21 protein-coding genes are annotated in these 24,701 nt (G+C 67.5%); 1 reads left to right on the forward strand and 20 read right to left on the reverse strand.

Annotated features, from left to right (window positions below):
* Nucleotides 1-68 precede the first annotated feature (68 nt).
* The 3 genes from argJ to secA all read right to left on the reverse strand — a co-directional run bounded on the left by argJ (nt 69) and on the right by secA (nt 5,764).
* Nucleotides 69-1,307 (reverse strand): bifunctional glutamate N-acetyltransferase/amino-acid acetyltransferase ArgJ, encoded by a 1,239-nt coding sequence (gene argJ / locus CDA09_RS18155; protein ID WP_121429931.1) that lies wholly within the window; start codon nt 1,305-1,307, stop codon nt 69-71.
* Nucleotides 1,308-1,392: 85 nt separating this feature from the next.
* Nucleotides 1,393-3,135: an HDOD domain-containing protein gene (locus tag CDA09_RS18160; RefSeq protein ID WP_286164224.1), complete on the reverse strand. Its 1,743-nt coding sequence runs from the start codon at nt 3,133-3,135 to the stop codon at nt 1,393-1,395.
* The gene (gene secA / locus CDA09_RS18165) at nt 3,041-5,764 is read right to left on the reverse strand and encodes a preprotein translocase subunit SecA (RefSeq protein WP_121429933.1); all 2,724 of its coding nucleotides are present in this window, start codon (nt 5,762-5,764) and stop codon (nt 3,041-3,043) included. Before secA ends, CDA09_RS18160 begins: the two co-directional genes overlap by 95 nt.
* A gap of 178 nt (nt 5,765-5,942) precedes the next feature.
* On the opposite strand from secA, the gene CDA09_RS18170 reads away from it, so the two are divergent.
* The gene (locus CDA09_RS18170) at nt 5,943-6,377 is read left to right on the forward strand and encodes a DciA family protein (RefSeq protein ID WP_121429934.1); all 435 of its coding nucleotides are present in this window, start codon (nt 5,943-5,945) and stop codon (nt 6,375-6,377) included.
* A gap of 32 nt (nt 6,378-6,409) precedes the next feature.
* On the opposite strand, the gene CDA09_RS18175 is transcribed toward CDA09_RS18170, so the two are convergent.
* The 17 genes from CDA09_RS18175 to mraZ all read right to left on the reverse strand — a co-directional run bounded on the left by CDA09_RS18175 (nt 6,410) and on the right by mraZ (nt 24,594).
* Nucleotides 6,410-6,598, reverse strand: a complete 189-nt coding sequence (locus CDA09_RS18175; protein ID WP_121429935.1) for a hypothetical protein — start codon at nt 6,596-6,598, stop codon at nt 6,410-6,412.
* Between the two features lie 10 nt (nt 6,599-6,608).
* Nucleotides 6,609-7,526 carry a UDP-3-O-acyl-N-acetylglucosamine deacetylase gene (lpxC, locus tag CDA09_RS18180; RefSeq protein ID WP_121429936.1) on the reverse strand — a complete coding sequence of 306 codons (918 nt, stop codon included), beginning with the start codon at nt 7,524-7,526 and terminating at the stop codon, nt 6,609-6,611.
* A gap of 199 nt (nt 7,527-7,725) precedes the next feature.
* The gene (gene ftsZ, locus CDA09_RS18185) at nt 7,726-8,865 is read right to left on the reverse strand and encodes a cell division protein FtsZ (RefSeq protein ID WP_121429937.1); all 1,140 of its coding nucleotides are present in this window, start codon (nt 8,863-8,865) and stop codon (nt 7,726-7,728) included.
* Nucleotides 8,866-9,011: 146 nt separating this feature from the next.
* Nucleotides 9,012-10,241, reverse strand: a complete 1,230-nt coding sequence (gene ftsA / locus CDA09_RS18190; protein WP_121429938.1) for a cell division protein FtsA — start codon at nt 10,239-10,241, stop codon at nt 9,012-9,014.
* Nucleotides 10,238-11,086: a cell division protein FtsQ/DivIB gene (locus CDA09_RS18195; protein ID WP_121429939.1), complete on the reverse strand. Its 849-nt coding sequence runs from the start codon at nt 11,084-11,086 to the stop codon at nt 10,238-10,240. Before CDA09_RS18195 ends, ftsA begins: the two co-directional genes overlap by 4 nt.
* Complete coding sequence (locus CDA09_RS18200; RefSeq protein WP_121430924.1) at nt 11,070-11,984, reverse strand: D-alanine--D-alanine ligase; 915 nt, start codon at nt 11,982-11,984, stop codon at nt 11,070-11,072. The genes CDA09_RS18195 and CDA09_RS18200 overlap by 17 nt, the downstream gene beginning before the upstream one ends.
* A 38-nt stretch (nt 11,985-12,022) precedes the next feature.
* Nucleotides 12,023-13,438: a UDP-N-acetylmuramate--L-alanine ligase gene (gene murC / locus CDA09_RS18205; protein ID WP_121429940.1), complete on the reverse strand. Its 1,416-nt coding sequence runs from the start codon at nt 13,436-13,438 to the stop codon at nt 12,023-12,025.
* Nucleotides 13,435-14,505, reverse strand: coding sequence for an undecaprenyldiphospho-muramoylpentapeptide beta-N-acetylglucosaminyltransferase (murG, locus tag CDA09_RS18210; protein ID WP_121430925.1), 1,071 nt, complete (start codon nt 14,503-14,505; stop codon nt 13,435-13,437). The genes murC and murG overlap by 4 nt, the downstream gene beginning before the upstream one ends.
* Nucleotides 14,506-14,584: 79 nt before the next feature.
* Nucleotides 14,585-15,817: a putative lipid II flippase FtsW gene (gene ftsW / locus CDA09_RS18215; RefSeq protein WP_121429941.1), complete on the reverse strand. Its 1,233-nt coding sequence runs from the start codon at nt 15,815-15,817 to the stop codon at nt 14,585-14,587.
* Nucleotides 15,814-17,211 (reverse strand): UDP-N-acetylmuramoyl-L-alanine--D-glutamate ligase, encoded by a 1,398-nt coding sequence (gene murD, locus CDA09_RS18220; RefSeq protein WP_121429942.1) that lies wholly within the window; start codon nt 17,209-17,211, stop codon nt 15,814-15,816. The genes ftsW and murD overlap by 4 nt, the downstream gene beginning before the upstream one ends.
* Nucleotides 17,208-18,296 carry a phospho-N-acetylmuramoyl-pentapeptide-transferase gene (mraY, locus tag CDA09_RS18225; RefSeq protein WP_121429943.1) on the reverse strand — a complete coding sequence of 363 codons (1,089 nt, stop codon included), beginning with the start codon at nt 18,294-18,296 and terminating at the stop codon, nt 17,208-17,210. Before mraY ends, murD begins: the two co-directional genes overlap by 4 nt.
* 3 nt (nt 18,297-18,299) lie before the next feature.
* Nucleotides 18,300-19,700 carry a UDP-N-acetylmuramoyl-tripeptide--D-alanyl-D-alanine ligase gene (locus tag CDA09_RS18230; RefSeq protein WP_121429944.1) on the reverse strand — a complete coding sequence of 467 codons (1,401 nt, stop codon included), beginning with the start codon at nt 19,698-19,700 and terminating at the stop codon, nt 18,300-18,302.
* Nucleotides 19,694-21,205, reverse strand: coding sequence for a UDP-N-acetylmuramoyl-L-alanyl-D-glutamate--2,6-diaminopimelate ligase (locus tag CDA09_RS18235; RefSeq protein ID WP_121429945.1), 1,512 nt, complete (start codon nt 21,203-21,205; stop codon nt 19,694-19,696). The genes CDA09_RS18230 and CDA09_RS18235 overlap by 7 nt, the downstream gene beginning before the upstream one ends.
* On the reverse strand, nt 21,202-22,956 hold the full coding sequence (locus CDA09_RS18240) for a peptidoglycan D,D-transpeptidase FtsI family protein (RefSeq protein ID WP_121429946.1): 1,755 nt from the start codon (nt 22,954-22,956) through the stop codon (nt 21,202-21,204). Before CDA09_RS18240 ends, CDA09_RS18235 begins: the two co-directional genes overlap by 4 nt.
* Nucleotides 22,953-23,219, reverse strand: a complete 267-nt coding sequence (ftsL, locus tag CDA09_RS18245) for a cell division protein FtsL (protein WP_121429947.1) — start codon at nt 23,217-23,219, stop codon at nt 22,953-22,955. Before ftsL ends, CDA09_RS18240 begins: the two co-directional genes overlap by 4 nt.
* The gene (gene rsmH / locus CDA09_RS18250; protein ID WP_121429948.1) at nt 23,216-24,154 is read right to left on the reverse strand and encodes a 16S rRNA (cytosine(1402)-N(4))-methyltransferase RsmH; all 939 of its coding nucleotides are present in this window, start codon (nt 24,152-24,154) and stop codon (nt 23,216-23,218) included. The genes ftsL and rsmH overlap by 4 nt, the downstream gene beginning before the upstream one ends.
* A complete protein-coding gene (mraZ, locus tag CDA09_RS18255; protein ID WP_121429949.1) occupies nt 24,151-24,594 on the reverse strand; it encodes a division/cell wall cluster transcriptional repressor MraZ in 444 nt (147 codons plus the stop codon). Before mraZ ends, rsmH begins: the two co-directional genes overlap by 4 nt.
* Nucleotides 24,595-24,701 lie beyond the last annotated feature (107 nt).

Below are 24,701 nucleotides of genomic sequence, written 5' to 3' on the forward strand. Positions count from 1 at the left end.
ATCGGACTGGATTACGAATTATACGTTCAGCATAAATCCGCTGCCACCCGATTATCGGAGTTGCACGCTCAGCTCCGATAATCCGCGTTGATCTTGACGTAATCGTATGAGAAATCGCAAGTCCACACAGTGGCCTGCGCCTGGCCGCGCCCGAGATCGACGCGCACGGTGATCTCGGCTTCCTTCATCACGCGCGCCCCGGCCTCCTCCCGGTACGTCGCGGCGCGCCCGCCATTCTCGGCCACGAGCACTTCCTCGCTGGCGCTTGCCAGCCACACGCGCAGCGCGCTCACGTCGAGATCGTCGATGCCGGCGTAGCCGATCGCCGCGAGGATGCGGCCGAGGTTGGGGTCGGAGGCGAAGAACGCCGTCTTCACGAGCGGCGAGTGCCCGATCGCGTAGGCGACCTTGCGGCATTCGGCGCGATCCCGTCCACCGCCGACGGCGATCGTCATGAACTTGGTCGCCCCTTCGCCGTCGCGCACGATCGCCTGGGCGAGGCGGATCGAGACATCGACGATCGCCTCGCGCAGGACGCGATAGTCGTCCCCTTGCGGATCGTTGATCTCGGGATTGCCGGCCTGACCGGTGGCGATGATGATGAAGGAGTCGTTGGTGGAGGTGTCGCCATCCACGGTGATGCTGTTGAACGACAGGTCTGCCGCCTCGCGCGCGATCGCCTCCAGCAGGGACTGCGAGATGGCGGCATCGCACGCCAGGAAGCCGAGCATTGTCGCCATGTTGGGCTTGATCATGCCCGCGCCCTTGCTGATGCCGGTGAGCGTGACAGTGCGTCCGGCGATCATGACCTGGCGCGACACGGCTTTGGCGACGGTGTCCGTGGTCATGATCGCGTGCGCGGCATCGAACCAGCCGTCGGCGCGCAGGTTGGCCTGCGCGGCCGGGAGGCCGGCGACCAGACGGTCGACGGGCAGCGGTTCGAGGATCACGCCGGTCGAAAACGGCAGCACCTGCCGGGGTTCGACGCCGGCCAGCCGGGCGACAGCGGCGCAGGTCGCCCGGGCGTTCGCCAACCCTTCTTCGCCCGTACCGGCGTTGGCGACGCCGGTATTGATCACCAGCGCGCGGATGTCGCCCCCCGGCAGATGCTCCTTGCACACCTGCACCGGCGCGGCGCAGAAGCGGTTGAGCGTGAACACGCCCGCGACGCGGCTCCCGGGCGCCACTTCGATGACGGTCAGATCGCGCCGGTTCTGCTTGCGGATGGCGGCTTCGGCAACGCCGAGGCGCACGCCGGCGACCGGACGCAGCTCGGCAGCGTGGGGGGTGGAGAGGTTAACAGGCATGGCGATTCTCCATCGGACAGGGGGCGGCAAGCGCCGCCGGGGGGTCAGTCGGTTTGCAGTACGTGCATTGCCGCCATGCCGGGCGTCAGCCGTTCGGGCGCGGCGAGCTGGCGGCAGTGACGGCGAGCGACACCTGCTGGGCGAACAACTGGAAGGCTTCGAAACGTTCGTCGTCGATAGCCTGCGCGGCATTCGGCCGATCCGCGTAAAAGAGCCCGATCGGGCGTCCCTGCGCAAGGATCGGCGCAATGCAGGCATGGGGGGCGTCGGTCACCTGCAACAGTCGGTCGATCCGGATCCCGGGCGGCGTCTGTCCCGGGCCGAAGCACATCGCACGCGGATTACGGAAGAACTCGTTGAACAGATCTCCGGCCGTGCCGTCGAGCGAAAAGATGAACGCCTGCCGCAAGGCTTCGGCACCCGCCCCGAGCGAGGTCTTGCCGATGAGTTGCAGCCGGTTCGGCGTCAGCAACGCGAACAGCACGCGATCGAACCCCACCCCGCGGTAGATGCCTTCGAGCACGAGTTGCAGGATCTCATTGAGGGCGGCCCCCGCCGCGATGCGGCCGGAAATCTCGCGCAGGATCCTGAGCTGCAGCTGGGGGTCGGGTTCCATCGCGACGGCAGCGGGCGGCACCTCGTCCGCATCCACCTTCGCGGCTGCGGCCGCTGCCACGGGCCGCGGGATCAGCTCGGCGGCTTCGGCCACGCCGAAATACGCGGCGATGCGCGCAGCCTCGACACTGTTGGCGGCCAGCTCCTCGCGCATCGCCTCGGGCGACAACCCGGTGAAATTCGAAAGCCCCTGAACCAGCTTGTCGATGGCTGGGGTATCCCAGCCACTCTCGACTTCGACGGCGAACCGCTGTCCGTAGAGAATCGCCTGCTCGGCCACGCCCGCGCGGCCGCTGCCGTCGAGCACCGACAGCAGTAGCGGGCCCAGCTTCCACTCGCGCGCCAGCCCTTGCGAGAGCTGCCGGAGCCGGAAGCCCAGCACGCCCATCTGCGCGTCCTCGTCGGCCTGGCCCGCCGCAAGCGCCGCGTCCAGCCGTTGGGCGAGCCGGCCGCCGAAGCACCAGAAGGCCATCTCGCCGACACGCGACAGCAGTGCGGCGATGAAGACCTCCTCGCTGTGCCCGTCCCGCCTCAGCGCGGCGAGGGCGCGCGCCTGCACTGCCGCATGGAACACGCGCGCCATTTCATCGACGACGCGCTGTCTCACCCCGCCGGCGAGCAAGGAATCGATGATGCGAATCGCAATGGCAATTTCCGCGACGGCGTTGAAGCCGAGCACGACGATCGCGCGGCTGATCGTGCTGACTCCGTGGCGCGCCGGATTGTACAGCGCGCTGTTCGCGAGCTTGAGCACCTTCGCCGTCATTGCGGCGTCCTGCAGAATCGCCTGCGCGAGCTTGCCAGTGGGAGATTTCTCGTCTTCGGTGACCGAGTGGATCAGGGCAACCGTCGCGCCGAGTGCCGGCATCTCCTGCTCGCGAATGAACGTGACCCATTCGCCGAGCTTGCGCGGCTCACGCACGCCCGGTTCCGCAGCGTCGCCCGGGGCGCCCTGAACGCCCAGCTGCAGCTCCGGAAAGAGCGCTGGCTCGCCGGGGCGCCGGCCCTTCGGATCAGCCGAGGCCGTCATGGCAGGCAAGGCCCGACAAGAAGCCAAAAACGGCCCGCAAAGGGCCGTCCGGGTCGTGGAGGGAAAGCGCCGGGCCGCCCATCGCGTCTCAGTTGAGCTTGCCGTGGCAGTGCTTGTACTTCTTGCCCGAGCCGCAAGGACACGGATCGTTGCGCCCGACCTTCGGCGCCTGCGCGACGGCAACGCCCCCCTCCTGCGCGGCCGCCCCGGTACCGAGCGCCTCGTCGTAATCGGCATGGTGGTACTGCACGTTGTCGAGTTCGGGCGGGTGTTCGGCTTCCTCGAGCTGCGACTCGGTGCGCACCTGCACCGTCATCAGCAGCTTGGAGACCTCGCTGCGCACGGTGTCGAGCAGCGCCTCGAACAGCTCGAACGCCTCGCGCTTGTATTCCTGCTTCGGGTTCTTCTGGGCATAGCCGCGCAGGTGGATGCCTTGGCGCAGGTGATCCAGCGCTGCCAGATGCTCGCGCCAGTGCGTGTCGAGGCTCTGCAGCATCACATCGCGCTCGAACTTGTGCCACGCCCCGGCGTCCACCAGCGCCACCTTCGCCGCGTAGGCTTCGTCCGCAGCGACGAGGATGCGCTTGAGGATGGTTTCGTCGTCGAGATCCGACTCGGCCTTCACCCACTCGCCGACCGGCAGGCGCAGTTGGAACTCCGCCGCGAGCGCCTGTTCCAGCGCGGGGATCTCCCACTGCTCCTCGACGCTGTCGACCGGCACGTAGATGCGGAAGGCGTCGTGCAGCACCCCCTGGCGCATCGCGTGGATCGTGTCCGAGATGTCCTCGCTCTGGAGCAGTTCGTTGCGCTGCTGGTAGATGACCTTGCGCTGGTCGTTGGCGACGTCGTCGTATTCCAGCAACTGCTTGCGGATGTCGAAGTTGCGTTGTTCGACCTTGCGCTGCGCCGATTCCAGCGAGCGGGTGACCATCGCATGCTCGATCGCCTCGCCCTCGGGCATCTTCAGCCGCACCATGATCGCGTTCAGGCGCTCGCCGGCGAAGATCTTCATCAGCGGATCCTCGAGCGACAGGTAGAAGCGCGAGCTGCCCGGGTCGCCCTGGCGGCCCGCACGGCCGCGCAGCTGGTTGTCGATGCGGCGCGACTCGTGGCGCTCGGTGCCGACGATGTGCAGGCCGCCCGCGGCGAGCACCTGCTCGTGCACCTTCTGCCATTCCGCACGCATCGTGCCGATGCGCTCATCCTTCTGTTCCGCAGTCAGCGACTCGTCCTCGCGGAGGGCCGCGATCTGCCGCTCGATGCTGCCGCCGAGTACGATGTCGGTACCGCGGCCGGCCATGTTGGTCGCGATCGTGATGACGCCGGGACGGCCTGCCTGGGCGACGATTTCGGCTTCGTGCTCGTGCTGCTTGGCGTTCAACACCTGGTGCGGCAGCTTCTGGCGCTGCATCTCGGCCGACAGGAATTCGTTGATCTCGATCGAGGTCGTGCCGACCAGCACCGGCTGGCCGCGCCCGACGCATTCGCGGATGTCGGCGATCACCGCGTCCCACTTCTCCTTCGCGGTGCGATACACCTTGTCGTTATCGTCGCGGCGCTGCATCGGCCGGTTCGTCGGGATCACGACGGTTTCCAGGCCGTAGATCTGGTGGAACTCGTAGGCTTCCGTATCGGCCGTGCCGGTCATGCCGGCAAGCTTGTCGTACATGCGGAAGTAGTTCTGGAAGGTGATCGACGCGAGGGTCTGGTTCTCGGCCTGGATGCGCACCCCTTCCTTCGCCTCGACGGCCTGGTGCAGGCCTTCCGACCAGCGGCGGCCGGCCATCAGGCGGCCGGTGAATTCGTCGACGATCACCACCTCGTTGTTCTGCACGACGTAGTGCTGGTCCTTGAAGTACAGCGCGTGCGCGCGCAGCGCCGCATAGAGGTGATGCACCAACAGGATGTTGCCCGGGTCGTACAGGCTCGTGCCTTCGGCCAGCAGGCCCATGCGCGTGAGGATCTGCTCGGCGTTCTCGTGCCCCTGCTCGGTGAGCAGCACCTGGCGCGCCTTCAGGTCCAGCGTGTAGTCGCCCGGTTTCGTGACTTCCTCGCCTTCGCCTTCCTGCTGCGTGAGCACCGGCGCGACCTGGTTGAGCTTGAGGTACAGCTCGGTGTGGTCTTCGGCCTGGCCGGAGATGATCAGCGGCGTGCGAGCCTCGTCGATGAGGATCGAGTCCACCTCGTCGACGATCGCGAAGCTCAGGCTCCGCTGCACACGCTCGCTGGCCGAATACACCATGTTGTCGCGCAGGTAGTCGAAACCGAACTCGTTGTTGGTGCCGTAGGTGATGTCGGAGGCGTAGGCGGCCTGCTTCTCCTCGTGCGCCATGCGCGACAGGTTGCAACCCGTGGTCAGGCCAAGGAAACCGTAGATGCGGCCCATCCAGTCGGCGTCGCGGCTCGCGAGGTAGTCGTTGACGGTGATGACATGCACGCCCTTGCCGGCGAGCGCGTTGAGGTAGGCCGGCAGCGTCGCGACGAGCGTCTTGCCCTCGCCGGTGCGCATTTCGGCGATCTTGCCGTTGTGCAGCACCATGCCGCCGATCAGCTGCACGTCGAAATGGCGCATGCCATGCACGCGCTTGGCCGCCTCCCGCACCACCGCGAAGGCTTCCGGCAGCAGGCTGTCGAGCGACTCGCCGCCCGCGACGCGCTGCTTGAACTCGTCCGTCTTGGCCCGCAGGGCCTCGTCCGTCAGCGCAGAGATCGTCGCCTCGAGCGCATTGATCGTGCGCACGGTCTGGGAGTACTGGCGGATGAGGCGGTCGTTGCGACTACCGAAAATCTTCTTGAGCAGGCCGGAAATCATGTGGGTATCTGAAGGGACCGATTCGGCAAAGCGGGAAGTTTAGCATGCCGGCCGCAAGCCCCCCAGCGGATGCCGCGGCACGCTCCCGTCACCTCGCGAAGGCGGCCGGGCGGCCGCCGGCTTGCGGTAGGACACGGCCGCGCCTACCATCGCAGCGCAAACCGACTCAGGCAAGATCATGACCCAGCTCATCCAGCGTTTCCTCGGCACCGGCGACGCTCTGGCACGCCTGAAGGACCACGCCGCGCGCCTGATGCGGCTGCAGAACATGCTCCAGCAACAGCTGCCGCCGGCGCTCGCATCGTCCTGCTCGGTCGCCAACCTGAAGGGGGAAACGCTCGTGCTGCTCGCCAACGGCGGCGCCGCGGCCGCACGGCTGAAGCAGATCGCCCCCACGCTTACCCAACAGTTCGCCGCGGCGGGCCTTGCGATCACGACAGTTCAGGTGCGGGTCAAGGTGATCGAGGCACGCGACGAACGGCGTCCGCCGCCACAACGGACGATCTCGGAGAGCGGCAGCCGCAGCCTCGAGGATTTTTCGGCCACGCTGCCCGCGGCGTCGCCGCTGCGCGAATCGCTCGAACGCCTGATCCGGCGCAGCCGCCGCGATTGAGGCTTACTGCCGGGCGGCCCTTGCCGCGCGCGTCAGGCAAACGGGACGAACACCCGCTCGAGCGCAAAGAGGGCGAGGAACACCAGCAGGACCACCAGGCCGGTGCGGAAGCAGTTCCACGCCCAACGCCGGTATTTCGGATTGCCGGTGAGTATCCACGCGACGATCGATCCGCCGATGCCGATCAGCGCGAGCACGGCGAACAGACGGATCACGAGCATCGGGGCGCGGTCAGGCGAACGAAAGTTCGAACTGGTGACTGACCGCTGCCGGCGTCGCGACGTCCTGCTCGAAGGTCACGATCTCCCAGGCGCTGCGGTCTTCCAGCAACACGCGCACCATCTGGTTGTTCAGCGCGTGCCCCGCCTTGTGCGCCGAATAGCGGGCGAGCAGCGGATGGCCGCACAGGTAGAGGTCGCCGATCGCGTCGAGGACCTTGTGCTTCACGAATTCGTCGACGTAGCGCAAGCCTTCGGTGTTGAGCACGCGGTACTCGTCCATCACGATTGCGTTGTCCAGGCTGCCGCCGAGCGCCAGGCCGTTCGCGCGCATGAACTCCACGTCCTGCATGAAGCCGAACGTGCGCGCCCGGGCGACGTCGCGGACGTAGGAATGTTTGGCGAAATCGATGCTCACCTGCGTCGAGGTCTTGTCGATCGCCGGGTGGTTGAAGACGATGGAGAAATCCAGCCGGAAGCCGTCATAGGGCTCCAGGCGCACCCACTTGTCGTCCTCGCGGTATTCGACCGCCTTCGTCACGCGCAGGAAACGCTTCGCGGCCTTCTGCTCCTCGATGCCGGCGGACTGCAGCAGGAACACGAACGGCCCGGCGCTGCCGTCGAGGATCGGAATCTCGGGCGCATCGACGTCGACGTGCAGATTGTCGATGCCGAGGCCGGCGAGCGCCGACATCAGGTGCTCGACGGTGCCGACCTTGGCTCCCTCGCGCTCCAGCCCCGAGCACATGCGCGTGTCGCACACCGAATAGGGATCGGCCGGGAAGTCGACGGGCGGATCGAGATCGACGCGGTGGAACACGATGCCCGTATCCGGCGCTGCCGGGCGCAGCACGAGCTGGACCTTGCGTCCGCCGTGCAGGCCGACGCCGGTAGCCTTGACGAGCGATTTGAGGGTGCGCTGCCTGATCATTGTTAAATTCCCGTTACACGACAGCAGTTTAGCACGCATCCAAGGGGCATCGTGGCGAGTTCGGTTGCAACGCAACATGCAACACTCAATTGCGGCACGGCACACATGACAACGGCTCCCTGAAATGGCGACGGGCGCCCGCCGCAGACCGGAGGCGACGGTCTGCAGCGGGCGCCCGTCAGGGCTCGGACTCCCGGTCTCAGTCGGCCTGCTTGCGCAGGAAGGCCGGGATGTCGTAAGTGCCCATGCCGTTCGCGCTCATCGCCTCGACCGTGGTGCGGCGGCCGGAACGGATGACCGCCGGCACGTCGAGGTTGGTCATGTCGATGGCGCCGACCGACGGACCATAGGTGCCGGTGCCCTGGACGATCTGCATCACCGGCTGGCGCGCGGCGCGCGGCACACCGAGGCCGGTCGCGACGACGGTGACGCGCACGCGGTCTTCCATCGATTCGTCGAAGACCGTCCCGTACTTGACGAAGGCTTCCGGCGCGGCAAAAGCCTGGACGGTCTTCACTGCGTCGCGCACTTCCGACATCTTCAGCGAGCGGCTCGCCGTGATGTTGATCAGCACGCAACGCGCGCCCGACAGTTCGGTTCCCTCGAGCAGCGGGCTCACGGCGGCCTGCTCGGCGGCGATACGCGCACGGTCCATGCCGGAGGCTTCGGCCGAACCCATCATCGCGCGACCCATCTCGCCCATCGCGGTCCGCACGTCCTGGAAGTCGACGTTCACAAGGCCCGGCACGTTGATGATTTCGGCGATACCGCCGACGGCGCTGCGCAGCACGTTGTCGGCCGAACGGAAGCAATCCTCGAAGCCGGCGTCGTCGCCATACACTTCGAGCAGCTTGTCGTTCAGCACGATGATCAGCGAGTCGACATAGCGGGTCAGTTCCTCGACGCCGCTTTCCGCGACGCGCAGGCGGTTTTCGAAATCGAAGGGCTTGGTCACGACCGCAACGGTCAGGACGCCCATCTCCTTCGCGATCTCCGCGACGACGGGCGCAGCGCCGGTGCCGGTGCCACCGCCCATGCCGCCGGTGATGAAGCACATGTGGGCGCCGTCGAGCGCCGCGGCGATGGCTTCGCGCGAATCCTGTGCGGCGGCACGGCCGGCTTCGGGCTTCGAGCCCGCGCCCAGGCCGGAGCTGCCCAGCTGGATCTTGTTCGGAGCGAGGCAACGACCGAGCGCCTGCGCATCGGTGTTGGCGACGATGAATTCGACGCCCTGCACCCCTTCCCGAATCATGTGGTCGACGGCATTGCCGCCGGCACCACCGACACCGATCACCTTGATGATCGTGCCGGTCTGCTCCTTCTCAATGATTTCAAACATTTGCCTCGCCTCCCGAAAAAACAACCCCAATATGCACCGAGCCGCCGCCGAGTCTACATCTAGTAATAAATTGAAAGTCTACTACTAAATAAAGGAGCAAGATCAACAACTCATTCAATTTGGCCGGAAAATTCCACGCCATTCCGTCAAAAATTCTTTTCGAACCACGCCTTCATGCGTCCGAACACCTGCCGCACGCTGCGCGTCTCGCGCGCCAGCATGCCGCGGCGGCGCTGAGCATGGCCTTCCATCACCAGGCCCATGGCCGTGGCATAGCGCGGGTGGCACACGACGTCCGCGAGACCGCCCGAATACTGCGGCGCGCCGACGCGCACCGGCATGTGAAAGACTTCCTCGCCCAGTTCGACCATCCCCAGCATCACGGACGAACCGCCGCTGAGCACGATGCCCGAGGACAGCAGTTCCTCGTAGCCGCTGCGGCGCAGCTCGGCCTGCACCAGTTCGAAGAGTTCCGACACGCGCGGTTCGATCACGTCGGCGAGGCGCTGGCGCGACAGCGGACGCGGCGGGCGGTCGCCGACGCCCGGCACCTCGATCATTTCCTCGGGATCGGCCAGGGCGTGCATCGCCACACCGTGGCGGATCTTGATCTCCTCGGCTTCGGAGGTCGGCGTGCGCAGCGCCATCGCGATATCGTTGGTGATCTGGTCGCCCGCGACCGGCAGCACCGCGGTGTGGCGGATCGCGCCGTGGGTGAAGACCGCGATGTCGGTGGTGCCGCCGCCGATGTCGACGAGACACACGCCCAATTCCTTCTCGTCCTCGGTCAGCACCGCATAGCTCGATGCCAGCGGCTGCAGGATCAGGTCCATGACTTCGAGGCCGCAGCGGCGCACGCACTTGATGACGTTCTGCGCGGCGGAGACGGCGCCGGTGACGATGTGCACCTTGACCTCGAGCTTCACGCCGCTCATGCCGATCGGCTCGCGCACGCCGCCCTGACCGTCGATGATGAATTCCTGCGTCAGCGTGTGCAGGATCTGCTGTTCGGCGGGCACCGGCATCGCGCGCGCGACTTCGATCACGCGCTCGAGGTCGAGCGGCGTGACCTCCTTGTCCTTGATCGCGACCATGCCGTTCGAGTTGAAGCTCTTGATGTGGCTGCCGGCGATCCCGGTGTAGACGTCATGGATCTTGCAGTCGGCCATCACCTCGACTTCCTGGATCACGCGCGAGATCGCATCGACCGTGGCCTCGATGTTGACGACCACGCCACGCTTCAAGCCGCTGGTCGGCTGCGTGCCGACGCCGACGACGTTGAGCCGCCCGTCGGGGCGCACTTCGGCGACCATGCACGTGACCTTGGCGGTGCCGATGTCCAGCCCGACGATCAGGTCCTTGTATTCCTTGCTCATTGCTTGCCTTTAGCTGCCTTGTAACCGCCCACGGGCGTGAGGGCGAATCCGCTCGGGTAGCGAAGATCCGCTACCGCCACCTGCACTCCAACCTTTTCCCGCGCCTGGGGCCACGCGCGCACGAAGCGTTCGAGCCGCTCGCCGATCGGCGCCTTTTCCTGGTCGCGCCCGAGCACGATCACCATCCCGTCGTCGAGCTTGAGCTGCCAGGCTTCGCGCGCCGACAGGGCGAGACCGACGAGCTTGCGGCCGAGCGGCTCGATCATCTTCCCGAATTCGCGGTGCTTCGCCTGGATGTACGATGCCGTTCCCTGCGGCCCCGAGAACGATGGCATCTCGGCGTTGCTCGCGGCGACGAAGATTTCACCCTGTCGGTCGACGAGTTGGGAGTCGCCGCTGTCCGACACGGTCCAGTAGGCGACCGCCTGATGTTCCTCGAGGCGCAGCTCCAGCGCGTCGGGCCAGCGGCGGCGCACTTCGGCACGGCGGACCCAGGGCAGTTTTTCGAAGGTCTCGCGCACGGTCTCCAGGTCGACCGAGAAGAAATTGCCGTGGATCGCGCTGCGGGCGACGTATTCGAGCTGTTCGGCGGTGACCTGCGCCGGCGGCGTCAGCACGACCACCTCGCGCAGCGGAAACAGCGGACGCGACAGGAACCACGCGACCAGCGCGTAGCCGATCGCAACCGCCGCGAAGAGCATCAGGATGTCGGAGAACAGGTTCAGCACGGCCGGCCGGTGCCATACGCCCTCGCGTTCGTGCGTGCGGCCGGGCATCCGGCTGGTGCCGGAAAGCCCGCGGGCGGCAAGCGGGGAGCGCAGGCGAAGCTCAGCCAAGACGGGCATCCTCCAGGATCGCGAGACAGAGCTGGGTGAAGTCCATGCCGGCGACCCGCGCCGACATCGGCACGAGTGAATGGCCGGTCATGCCTGGCGAGGTGTTCATTTCCAGCAGGTAAGGCCGCCCGTCTTCGGTCAGGATCAGGTCCGCACGGCCCCAGCCGCGGCAGCCCAGCACCTGGGCGCACTTCATCACCAGCGCCCGCAGGGCCTCCTCCTGCTCGGCGGGCAGCCCGCAGGGGCACAGGTAGCGGGTGTCGTCGGTGAAGTACTTGTTCTGGTAGTCGTAGTTGCCGCCGGGCGCCTCGATACGGATCAGCGGCAACGCGCGGTCGCGCAGGAAGGGCGCGGTCAGTTCGGCGCCGGAGATGAATTCCTCGGCGATCACCAGATCGTCGAAGCGCGCGGCCAGCTCCCACGCGGCCTTGAGCTGCCCGGCTTCCGTCACCTTGGTCGCGCCCATGCTGGAGCCTTCGTGCACCGGCTTCACGAAGATCGGCAGGCCGAGGTCGGCGGCGACCGCGTCCCAGTCGGTGTCAGCGTCCAGGATCGCGTAGCGCGGCGTCGGCAGGCCGCAAGCCGCCCACACCATCTTCGTGCGCCACTTGTCCATCGCCAGCGCCGACGCCATCACGCCGCTGCCCGTGTAGGGAATCTGCAGCAGTTCCAGCATGCCCTGCACCGTGCCGTCCTCGCCGCCGCGCCCGTGCAGCGCGATGAAGGCGCGGTCGTAGCCCTGCTCCTTGAGGATGTGCAGGTCGAGTTCGGCGGGGTCGAAGGCGTGCGCATCGACGCCTGCGGCACGCAGGGCCCCGAGCACAGCACCGCCCGACATCAGCGAGACGTCCCGTTCCGCCGAGGTGCCGCCGAGCAGCACCGCGACCTTGCCGAATTTCGCGCGCATGGCCGGATCGACCACGTACTTGTCCGTCACTTCACCGCTCACGCCACATCCTCGCTGTTGGCCAGTTGTCCGGGCACGCCCCCGATCGAGCCCGCACCCATCGTGATCACCACGTCGCCGTCGCGCGCCGCCGACAGGATCATCGCCGGCATGTCGGCGATGTCCTCGACGAAGATCGGTTCGACCTTGCCGGCGACGCGGATCGCGCGCGCCAGAGTACGTCCGTCGGCCGCCACGACCGGCGGCTCGCCGGCGGCATACACTTCGGCCAAGATCAGGGCATCGACGGTCGACAGCACCTTCACGAAGTCCTCGAAACAGTCGCGCGTGCGCGTGAAGCGGTGCGGCTGGAAGGCGAGGACGAGGCGCCGGTCGGGGAACGCACCGCGCGCCGCGGCGAGCGTCGCCGCCATCTCGACCGGATGATGACCATAGTCGTCGATCAGCGTGAAGCTGCCGCGCTCGCCGCCGTCTTCGCCGCGCAGCGGAATCTCGCCGTAACGCTGGAAACGGCGCCCGACGCCCTTGAACTCGGCCAGCGCCTTGATGATTGCCGCATCCGGCACCTGCGCCTCGGTCGCCACGGCGATCGCCGCCAGCGCATTGAGCACGTTGTGCAGGCCGGGCAGATTCAGTTCGATTGGCAGGCGGCTAATCGTGCCGTTGACGCGCACGGCGTCGAACAGCATGCGGCCGCCTTCGGCGCGGATGTTCTCGGCACGGACGTTGGCCGTCTCGGACAGGCCGTAGCGGACGATCTGCTTCGACACCAGCGGCATGATCGAGCGCACGTGCGGGTCGTCCTCGCACAGCACCGCGACGCCGTAGAACGGCAGGTGCTGGAGGAAGTCGACGAAGGCCTGCTTGAGGCGGGCAAAGTCGTGCCCGTAGGTGTCCATGTGGTCGGCGTCGATGTTCGTGACGACCGAGATCACCGGGGTGAGCAGCAGGAAGGAGGCATCGGATTCGTCGGCTTCCGCGACGAGGAAGTCACCCTTGCCGAGGCGTGCATTGGCGCCTGCCGCGTTCAGCTTGCCGCCGATGACGAAGGTGGGGTCCAGGCCGCCTTCGGCGAGGATGCTGGCGACGAGCGAGGTGGTCGTCGTCTTGCCGTGCGTGCCGGCGATCGCGATGCCCTGCTTGAGGCGCATCAGTTCGGCGAGCATCTGGGCACGCGGGACGACGGGGACATGGCGCGCGCGCGCGGCGATGACCTCGGGGTTGTCGTTGCGCACGGCCGTCGAGATCACGACCGCGTCGGCCTGGGCGACGTTCTCCGCGGCATGGCCCGATACCACGCGGGCGCCCAGCGCGCGCAGACGGCGCGTCGCGGCGTTCTGGCCGAGGTCGGAGCCGCTGACCGAGTAGCCGAGGTTGACCAGCACCTCGGCGATGCCGCTCATGCCGGCCCCGCCGATGCCGACGAAATGGATGCGTTTGACCTTGTGTTTCATTGCTTTCTCCCTGCCGCGAGATCCTCGCAGACCTGCGCGACGGCCTCTGCGGCACGCGGCTTGGCGAGCGCGCGCGCCTTCGCGGCCATGTCGAGCAGGCGCGGACGATCCAGGCCCGCGAGGATGCCCGCCAGCCGCTCGGCGTTGAGTTCGGTTTGCGGGAGCAGATACGCCGCTCCCTGGTCGGCGAGGAAGCGCGCGTTCCCGGTCTGGTGATCGTCCACCGCGTGCGGAAGGGGCACGAGCAGGCTCGCCGCGCCGACGGCGGCGAGTTCCGCGACGGTCAGCGCTCCGGCGCGACAGATCACGAGATCGGCCTCGGCGTATTTCGTCGCCATGTCGTCGATGAAGGGCAGCAGTTCGCCTTCGACACCGACCGCCGCGTAGGCGGCACGCAGTGCGTCAATCTGCTTTGCACCGGCCTGATGCGTGACGATCGGACGCTCGGCTGGCTGCAGGCGCGCCAGTGCTTGCGGCACCGTCTGGTTCAGCACTGCCGCGCCGAGGCTGCCACCGACCACGAGCAGCTTGAGCGGCCCGCGGCGCTCGGCAAAACGCTCTTCCGGAGGGGCGGCCGCGGCGATATCCGCGCGCACCGGGTTGCCCACCCAGCCCGCTTTCTTCAGCGTTCGCGGGAAGCCCGCGAGCACGCGGTCGGCGACGCCGGCCAGCACGCGGTTCGCGAGCCCCGCGACGGAGTTCTGCTCGTGCAGGACCAGGGGACGTCCGGTGAGCGCCGCCATCATGCCGCCGGGAAACGTGACGTATCCCCCCATGCCCAGCACGACGTCGGGGCGGATGCGCCCCAGTTCGCGCAGCGCCTGCCAGAAGCCGCGCAGCAGGTTCAGCGGTAGCAGCAGCTTGCGCACGATCCCCTTGCCCCGCAGCGCCGTGAAGCGCACCCAGGCGGTCTCGTAGCCGCGGTCCGGAACGATGCGCGCTTCCATGCCATCCGGATTGCCCATCCAGACGATGCGCCAACCGCGCGCGCGCAGCACTTCCGCCACGGCAATGCCGGGGAAGATGTGCCCGCCCGTGCCGCCCGCCATCACGAGGAGCGTCTTCATGAGCGCCCCCGCATGAACGATGTGTTTTGCGTGCGCGCCGCCGCAGGGAATGCTTGCAGCGCTCCGCGAAACCGCCAAGTCATGAGCGTCCCCTCATGACTTGGCGGTTTTCCCAATCCACGCGCAGCAGGATCGCGAGCGCGACGCAGTTTGCGACGATGCCTGAGCCGCCGAAGCTCATCAGCGGCAGCGTGAGGCCTTTCGTCGGCAGCAGGCCCGTGTTCACGCCCATGTTGATGAAGGACTGCACGCCCATCCACAGGCCGATCCCCATCGCGACGAGGCCCGAGAAGTAACGCTCGAGCTTGATGGCCTCGCGCCCGATGAACATGGCGCGATGCACGAGGATGGCGAACAGGATGACGATGGTCAGCACGCCGACGAAGCCGAGTTCCTCGGCGATCACCGCGAGGAGGAAATCGGTATGTGCTTCGGGGAGGTAGAAGAGCTTTTCCACGCTCGCGCCGAGGCCGACGCCGAACCACTCGCCGCGGCCGAAGGCGATCAACGCGTGCGACAGCTGGTAGCCCTTGCCGAAGGCGTCCTGCCACGGGTCCATGAAACCGAACAGGCGGTCGCGGCGGTAGGGGGACAGCCACACCAGCAGCGCGAGGCCGATCACCGCGACGATGGCGAGCAGGGCGAAAACCCGCACGTTGATGCCGCCGAGAAACAGCACGCCGAAGGCGATCGCGGCGACGACGACGAAGGCGCCGAAATCCGGCTCGCGCAGCAGCAGGAAGCCGACGAGGACGATGGTGACCGCCATCGGCAGGAAGCCGCGGCGGAAGCTGCCCATGTCGGGAAGCTTGCGCACCGTATAGTCGGCCGCATACAGCGCGGCGAAGAGCTTCATCAGCTCGGACGGCTGCAGGTTGATGGGACCGAGCGGCAGCCAGCGCTGTGCGCCGTTCACCTCGCGCCCGACGCCCGGGATCAGCACGACGATGAGCAGCGCGAGGCCGCCGAGAAAGAGCAGCGGCGCGAACTGCTGCCACTGGCGCATCGTGATCTGGAAGGCCATCAGTCCGCCGACGACGCCGACCGCGAGGAAGACCGCATGCCGGGTGACAAAGTAATAGGGCTGGTAGCCGGTGAACTTGGAGCCTTCGGCCATCGCGATCGACGCCGAATACACCATCACGAGGCCGATGAGGAGAAGCGCCGCAGAGGACCAGATCAGCAGCGGATCCAGGTCGCGCGCGGGCAGAGGCGGACTCATCAGGCGATTGACCGCACGGCTGGTGTCCGAGCCGATGCCGCTCGCGCTGCGAGAGCCGATCCAACCGGCCAGGGCGCTCATGAACTTCATGTCGCGCTCACTCCCCGCTGGCGAAGCACCGCCGCGACGAACACTTCTGCGCGGTGGGCGTAGTTGCGGAACATGTCGAGGCTCGCGCAGGCCGGTGAGAGCAGGACGACGTCGCCCGGCTGCGCCAGTGCAGCGGCACGCTCGACGGCGACATCCATGCTCGCGACACGTTCGGTCGGCACGCCCGAACCCGCCAGCGCCGCATCGATCAGCGCCGCATCCCGGCCGATCAGCATCACGGCACGCGCGTGGCGTGCAACGGCATCACGCAGGGGCGAGAAATCCTGTCCCTTGCCGTCGCCCCCCGCGATCAGGATCACGCGCCGCCCGAGGCCTTCGAGCGCGGCGAGCGTCGCGCCGACATTGGTCCCCTTGGAGTCATCGTAGAACACCACGCCGTCGTCGCGGCGGGCCACAGGTTCGACGCGGTGCGGCAGTCCCTTGAACGCCTTCAGCCCCGCAATCAGCGCCGGCCAGGGAAGTCCGATCGCGCGCGCGAGCGCCAAGGCGGCCATCGCGTTCGCAGCATTGTGCGCGCCGGCGATGGGGATCTCGTCGAGGCGCAGCAGGCGCTGCTCGCCGCAAACCATCCACGCCGCACCGTCGGCGTCCGCGGCGATGCCGTAGTCGTCCGGCCCCGCGGGCGCGTCGGTGCCGAAGCTCACGACACGCCGCCCCGCCTGCGCCATCGCCAGCACGCGCGCATCCTGGCGGTTGAGGATCTGCACGCCGTCGCCTGCGAAAATCAGCGCCTTGATCGTGGCATAGCTGTCGAGATCGCCGTGGCGGTCGAGGTGGTCGTCCGTGACGTTCAGCACCGTCGCGCCTTCCGCGTTCAGGCCGGCGGTGGTTTCCAGCTGGAAGCTCGATAGTTCGAGCACCCAGCATTCGGGGAGCGCTTCGCCACGGTCCATCCGCTCCATCAGCGCGGTGAGCGCCGCGGGGCTGATGTTGCCCGCGGCGACGGCGTCCAGTCCCGCGGCGCAGCACAGAGCGGCCGTCAGCGCCGTGGTCGTGGTCTTGCCGTTGGTGCCGGTAATCGCGAGGATACGGGTGCGCGTGCGCGCTGCTCCCGCGAGCGCCTCCGCGAAAAGCGTCATCTCGCCGACGATCTCGATCCGACGGCGCCGCGCCTCCGCGAGCACCGGCGCGCGCGCATCGATCCCCGGACTGAGGGTGATGCGGGCCACGTCGTCGAGCAGGCCGTCCGAGAACGCGCCAAGGGCGATCTCGGCGGCCGGGACGCTCGCCTTGAGCGCCACCAGCCCCGGCGGTTCGGGGCGGCTGTCCGCAACGCGCACGCGCGCGCCCTGACGTGCGCACCACTGCGCCATCGCGAGGCCCGATTCGCCGAGCCCGAGCACCAGAACGAGCTTGTCGGTGGCAGCGCTCATCTCAGTTTCAGCGTCGAAAGACCGAACAGCACGAGCATGATCGTGATGATCCAGAAGCGCACCACGACCTGGGTTTCCTTCCAGCCCCCCAGCTCGTAGTGGTGATGCAGGGGTGCCATGCGGAAGATGCGCTTGCCGCCGGTGAGCTTGAAGTACAGCACCTGGGCCATCACCGACATCGTCTCGGCGACGAACAGGCCGCCCATGATGAAGAGCACGATTTCCTGGCGCACGACGACGGCCACCGTGCCCAGCGCGGCCCCCAGTGCGAGCGCACCGACGTCGCCCATGAAGACTTCCGCCGGGTAGGCGTTGAACCACAGGAAACCGAGGCCGGCGCCGCACAGGGCCCCCAGGAACACCGCCAGTTCGCCGGCGCCATTGATATAGGGCACACCGAGGTATTTCGAAAAGCCGGCATGGCCGGCGACGTAGGCGAAGATCGCGAGCGCGCCGGCGACCATCACCGTCGGCATGATCGCGAGGCCGTCCAGGCCGTCGGTGAGGTTCACCGCATGGCTCGTGCCGTTGATGACGAAATACGAGAGCGCGATGAAGCCGTAGATCCCCAGCGGGTAGGACACGGCCTTGAAGAAGGGCACGATCAGCTCGGTCTGCGCCGGCTCGTGGGCCGTCACGCTCAGGAACACCGCCGCGCCGAACGCGATCAGCGAGGTCCACAGGTATTTCCAGCGGCTGGGCAGTCCCTTCGGGTCGCGGTGGACGACCTTGCGCCAGTCGTCGACCCAGCCGACCGCGCCGAAGCCGAGGGTCACGAGCAAGGTCACCCACACGTACTGGTTGCGCAGGTCGCCCCACAGCAGCGTGGTCACCGCGATCGCGATCAGAATCAGCGCGCCGCCCATCGTCGGGGTACCGGCCTTGGTGAGATGGGATTTGGGGCCGTCGTCGCGGACCGCCTGGCCGATCTTCTTCGCTGCAAGCCAGCGGATCAGCGAAGGACCGAAAACGAAGGAGATGACGAGCGCGGTGAGCGCCGCGAGGACCGTGCGCAGCGTGATGTAGCCGAACACGTTGAAGGTGCGGATATCCTGACCCAGCCAGAGGGCGAGTTCGAGCAGCATGGACTAGTGAGACTCCTGTGAGGGGGCGCTATTGTGCACCGCCGCAAGGCCGTTCGTCACCCGCTCCATCCGCATGAAGCGGGAACCCTTCACCAGTACCACGGTGTTCGCATCCAGGCGCGGCGCCAGCGCCGCGATCAGTGCCTCGGCGCTGGCGAAGTGCTGCCCGCCGTCGCCGAAGTTGTGCGCCGCCACCGCACTCATGTCGCCCAGCGCATACAGCGCGTCGATACCCTTGCTCTTCGCGTAACCGCCGACCTCGTCATGGAGTTGCGCGCTGGTCATGCCGACCTCGCCCATGTCGCCGAGCACGAGAACGGTATGGCCGGCCGTCGCGGCCAGGACGTCGATCGCCGCGCGCACCGAGTCGGGGTTGGCGTTGTAGGTATCGTCGATGATCTGCGAACCGCCAAGGCCGACGCGCCGCTGCAGCCGCCCCGGCGCACCGCCGAAACCGGACAACCCCTCGACAACGGCATCGCGCGACGCCCCGGCTGCAAGGCAGGCCGCGGCGGCGCCAGCCGCATTGCGAACGTTGTGCTCGCCGGGCACCGCGAGTTCGAACTCGACACTGCCGTCGGCCGTCGTCAGCTGCACATGCGTGCCGAGCCCATGGACCTCGCTCGTCGCCGTCACGTCGGCGGCGCGTCCTGTCGCGAAGGTCACCACATGACGTCCGCGGTTGTCCTCCTGCCACAGCGCGCAGTGGGTGTCGTCCGCGTTCACGATGGCGACGCCGTTTGCGCCGAGGCCGCCGTAGATCGCGCCCTTTTCCTTCGCGATCTCGACCAGCGAACCCATGCCCTGCAAGTGTGCGCGCTGCGCATTGGTGACGATCGCCACGCTCGGACGGGCGACGTCCGTCAGATACGCGATTTCGCCCGGATGGTTCATGCCCATCTCGATGACCGCCGCACGGTGTTCGCCGCGCAGTTCCAGCAGGGTCAGCGGCAAGCCGATGTCGTTGTTGAGATTGCCGACCGTCGCCAGCACGCTTTCCAGCGGGTACCCGTCGTGGCGCGACTGGGCGCGCATGATCGCGGCGCACATCTCCTTGACCGTGGTCTTGCCGTTGCTGCCGGTGATGCCTATCAGCGGGATGTCGAAGCGGCTGCGCCAGTGGGCCGCAAGCGCGCCGAGCGCGCGGCGGGTGTCGCCGACCACCGCGCGCGGCACTTCGAGGTCGCCGTGCGTGTGCTCCCAGTCCTCATCCACCATGACCGCAACCGCGCCGGCGGCGATGGCCTGCTCGACGAAATCGTGGCCGTCGAAGCGTTCGCCGCGCAACGCGACGAACAGCTGACCGGCGCGGATGCGCCGGCTGTCCGTGCCGACGCAGGTAAACGTGGCGTCACCGTTTACCTGAAAGCCCGGCAGCCGGCCGATGTCGCCCAGGCTCAGCATTTTCCCGCCCCCCGCACGCGATTCCATTCGAGCAACGCGGCGCGCGCCTGTTCGACATCCGAGAAGGGCAGACGCACACCCATGATCTCCTGATACGGTTCATGCCCTTTGCCCGCGAGCACGATGACGTCGTCGGCCGCCGCCTCGCCCACCGCGATGCGGATCGCCTGCGCACGGTCGATGACACGGTCGGCCTGCGGACCCGCGCCCTGCATGATGGCGTCGACGATCCTCACCGGATCCTCGCTGCGCGGATTGTCGCTGGTCACGATCACGCGATCGGCGAACTGGCGCGCGACATCGCCCATGAGCGGCCGCTTGCCCGCGTCACGGTCGCCACCGCATCCGAACACGCACACGAGACGCCCGCCGCGCGTCGCCACGGTCGCACGGACCGCCTCGAGCACTTTCGCGAGGGCGTCCGGCGTGTGCGCATAATCCACCACGACCAGCGGCTCGCTGACACCGCCGACGAGCTGCATGCGCCCTTTCGGTGGCGTCAGCTGCGCGATGGCCTGCACGATGTCGTCCAGCGGCAGGCCTCGCGCGAGCAGCGCACCGGCTACCGCCAGCAGGTTCGAGACATTGAACGGCCCGACCACGCCCGCATCGAGCTCGCGGCGCGCCCCTTCGAATGCCAGCACGAACCGCACGCCGGACGGCGACATCCGCACATCCTGCGCACTCAGCACCCGCGCGCCATGGATGGCCGTCGCATGTTCCGCGACCTGCGTGTAAGCGATCACCGGCAATCCCGCGGCCGCGAGCCCGCGCGCCTGGTCCGTTCCGAAGGCGTCATCGAGATTGATCACCGCGGCGCCAAGCCCCGGCAGCGCAAACAACCGAGCCTTCGCGGCGCCGTAAGCTTCCATGCTGCCGTGGTAGTCGAGATGATCGCGGCTCAGGTTCGTGAACACCGCGACGTCGAAAGCCACTGCGTTGACACGCTCCTGGTCGAGCCCGATCGACGACACTTCCATCGTCGCGGCACGCCCGCCGGCCGCAAGGAAACCCGCGAGGATGCGATGCACTTCGAGCGCATCCGGCGTCGTGTTCAGCGTATCGGCGAGCTGCCCCGGGAACCCGTTGCCCAGCGTCCCGATCACCCCGCAGCGCTCGCCGAGGCGGCCAAGGGCAGCGGCCAGCCACTGCGTCACCGTCGTCTTGCCGTTGGTGCCGGTCACGCCGACCACCCACTGCTTCTCGGACGGGCGCCCGTGGATCAGGTGCGCGAGATGGCCGCCAAGGCGGCGCAGGGACGGAGCGGGAATCGCGGGGACCGGAAGCCCCTCGACGCAGAAACCGTCGGCGTCGTCCCACAGCACGGCCGCGGCACCCCGCTCGACTGCGGCACCGATGAATCGGCGTCCGTCTGCGATGGAACCCGGCCACGCAGCAAAGACGTCGCCCGGCTGCACACGGCGCGAATCGGCGGTGATGCCCACGGGGCTGACGCCCGCCCGGCGCAGACGATCGAGGATCCCGGAGGCAGCTTCGACGCTCACATGCTCTCCCGCGCGGCGGCTGCAGCACCTGGCCTCTGCGCAAGCTGCAAGGGCACGAGCGGGGCGTCCGGCGCCACGCCGAGCGCGCGCAAGGCGCCTTCCGTGATCTGGGCAAACACCGGCGCCGCTACCGTACCGCCGTAATACTGTCCCGCAGAGGGTTCATCGATCATCACCGCAACGATAAGCCGGGGATCGGAAGCCGGGGCCAGTCCGACATAGGATGAAACATACTTGTTCGTGTAGTGTCCCCCTTCGACCTTGATCGCCGTCCCCGTCTTGCCGGCGACGCGGTAGCCGGCGATCTGGGCCTGCGGTGCGGTGCCGCCGGGGCCGGACGCGAGTTCGAGCATTCCGCGCATCTCACGCGCGGCCGCCGCGGAGAAGATACGCCTGCCGCCCGTGGGCGGGGAATCGAGCCGCGTCAGCGACAGCGGGACCAGTTCGCCGTCTCGCGCGAAGACCAGATATGCGTGAGCCATCTGGATCAGGCTGACCGACACGCCGTGGCCGTAGGACATCGTGGCCTGCTCGATCGGCTTCCACGTCTTCGCCGGACGCAGCCGCCCGCCAGCCTCACCGGGGAAGCCCAGATTGAGCGGTTTGCCGAAACCCAGGGCGTCGTAGAGGTGCCACATTTCATCAGGCGGAAAAGTCAACGCCACTTTTGCGGTGCCGACGTTCGACGACTTCTGGATCACCTGCGCCACGGTCAGTGCGCCGTGCCGATGGGCATCGGAAATGGTCGCCTTGCCGATCGTCAGGCGACCCGGCGAGGTATCGATGATGGTGTTGGCCTGCACCTTGCCTTGTTCGAGCGCCAGACTGATGATGAACGGCTTCATGATCGAGCCGGGCTCGTAGACGTCGGTGAGCACGCGATTGCGCAACTGCGCCCCGCTCAGGTCGGAGCGGTTGTTCGGGTTGTAGGTCGGTGCGTTCACCAGCGCAAGCACTTCTCCCGTACGTGCGTCGAGCACCACCGACGCGCCCGCCTTCGCCTTGTGCGTCTGCATCGCCTGCCGCAAGGCCGAGTAGGCGAGGTACTGGATCTTCGCATCGATCGACAGCGCGATATCCTGCCCGTCACGCGGAGCACGGATCTCCTCGACGTCCTCGATCACCTGTCCGCGGCGATCGCGAAGCACGCGGCGCGCACCCGGCTTGCCCGCCAGGAGGCCGTCGAAGGCCAGCTCGACCCCCTCCTGCCCCTTGTCGTCCGCCCCGGTGAAACCGAGCACGTGCGCCATCACCTCGCCACCGGGGTAGTAACGCCGATACTCCTGCTGCTGATGGATGCCGGTGAGCTTCAGGTCGGCGATCTGCTGCGCGGTCTCGGGCGACACCTGGCGCTTCAGATAAACGAAATCACGCCCCCCGCCGAGACGATGGTTCAACTCCTGCACGTCCATTTCCAGCAGGCCGGCGAGTTTGCGGGCATCCGGCGGCGTCAGCGTCACGTCCGTCGGAATGGCCCAGATCGAGCGTACGGGCGTACTCACCGCGAGCATGTCGCCGTGGCGGTCGGTCACGTGGCCGCGCGTTGCGGGCACTTCCAGCACGCGCGCGTAGCGGGACTCGCCCTTGGCCTGGAGGAATTCGTTGTTGACCCCCTGCAGGTACATTGCGCGCCCGACCAGTGCCAGCGAGCAGACCATCAGGGCAAGCATCACCGCTCGCGGACGCCAGGTCGGCAGACCGTGCCGCAGCAGCGGGTTGTGATTGAACGTCACAGTACGCTGTTTGGTCATTTCACCCCCTCGATCGAGAACATCTGCCCCGGTGCCGGAGGACGCATCCCGATGCGTTCGCGGGCAAGCTTCTCGATGCGTGCGTGCGCGGCCCAGGTACTCTGTTCCAGCTGCAACTGGTCCCACTCGACTTCCAGCCCGTGGGCACGGTTCTGCTCGCGTTCGAGCTCGGAAAACAGCTTGCGGGCCTGGTGCTGCGAGGCCACCACGCCGAGCGCGCTCGCCACGGCCACGGCCACGAGAAAGGCATCGACGCGGATCATGCCGGGACCTCCGTGCGCTCGGCGACGCGCATCACGGCACTGCGCGCGCGCGGGTTGGCGGCGACTTCCGCGTCGCCCGGCCGCTGCGCCTTGCCGACGAGCGCCAGCCGTGGCTTGGGCAGGTCGGCCGCGCGCACCGGCAGGCGCGACGGCAGCTGCGGCGGACGCGATTCGTCACGCATGAAGCGCTTGACGATGCGATCTTCGAGCGAGTGAAAGCTGATCACGGCCAGCCGTCCGCCCGGATTCAGGCGGGCCACCGCAGCCGGCAGGATCAGCGCAAGCTCTTCGAGCTCCTGATTGATGAAAATCCGTAGAGCCTGGAAACTGCGGGTCGCCGGGTGCTGCCCCGGCTCGCGTGTACGGACCGCTTTTTCCACGATCTCGGCAAGCTGTCGAGTGGTTGCAACAGCCCCCCCTGTCCGAGCAGTTGCAATCGCCTTTGCAATCGCATGAGCAAACCGTTCTTCCCCATAATCCCTGAGCACCTCCGTGATTTGCGCGACAGACGCCTCTGCCAGCCATTGCGCCACGGTCTGCCCGCGGCTCGTGTCCATGCGCATGTCGAGCGGCGCATCGAAACGAAAACTCATGCCCCGCTCCGGCTCGTCCAGCTGCGGCGAGGACACGCCAAGATCGAGAAGCACGCCATCCACCCGCGCCACGCCGAGCTGATCCAGCTCGGCCGCGAATTCGCTAAAGGGCGCATGGACGAGTGACAGGCGGGGGTCGGCGATCTGCCGGCCGACCGCGATTGCCGCCGGATCGCGATCGAACGCGATGAGATGCCCCGCGGGCCCGAGTGCGGCCAGGATCGCGCGGCTGTGGCCGCCCCGCCCGAACGTACCGTCGACATAGATCCCGTCGGACCGAACGGCCAACGCATCGACAGCTTCGGAGAGGAGCACGGTGACGTGCTGCGGCGAGAGGTTCACAGCGCCAGACTCTCGAATCCGGCCGGCAGGGCACCGGAGGCCAGTGCCAGCATAGCCTCCTGCTGCTTCTGCCAGCCGGCATCGGACCACAATTCGAAATGGGTACCCTGGCCGACCAGCCAGACCTGCTTGTCGAGGCCGGCCCACTGGCGCGACGACGGCGCGACCAGGACGCGCCCGGCACCATCGAGCTCCTCTTCCTGCGCGAAACCGATCAGCAGGCGCTTCAGCGCGGCGGCCGATGGATCGAGGCCGGGCATCGCCGCCACCTGCTCGCGGATCGGGTCCCAGACCGCCTTCGGGTACACCAGCAGGCACTTGTGGGGATGGGCCGTGACGACCAGGGGCGCCCCGTCGGGAACGAGGGCGTCACGATGCCGTGCGGGGATCGCGAGGCGACCCTTGGCATCGAGACTGAGCGCAGCGGCTCCCTGGAACATTCACCCCCCTGATTTTCCCCGTCGAAGCAGCCTGAATATGCCACTTCGACCCACTTTTCACCACCAGCCCCCACTTTAGAGTAAAGGAAATTGAGGGTCAAGCCGAA

The sequence above is a fragment of the Azoarcus sp. DN11 genome (genome assembly GCF_003628555.1).
GTDB lineage: Bacteria > Pseudomonadota > Gammaproteobacteria > Burkholderiales > Rhodocyclaceae > Aromatoleum.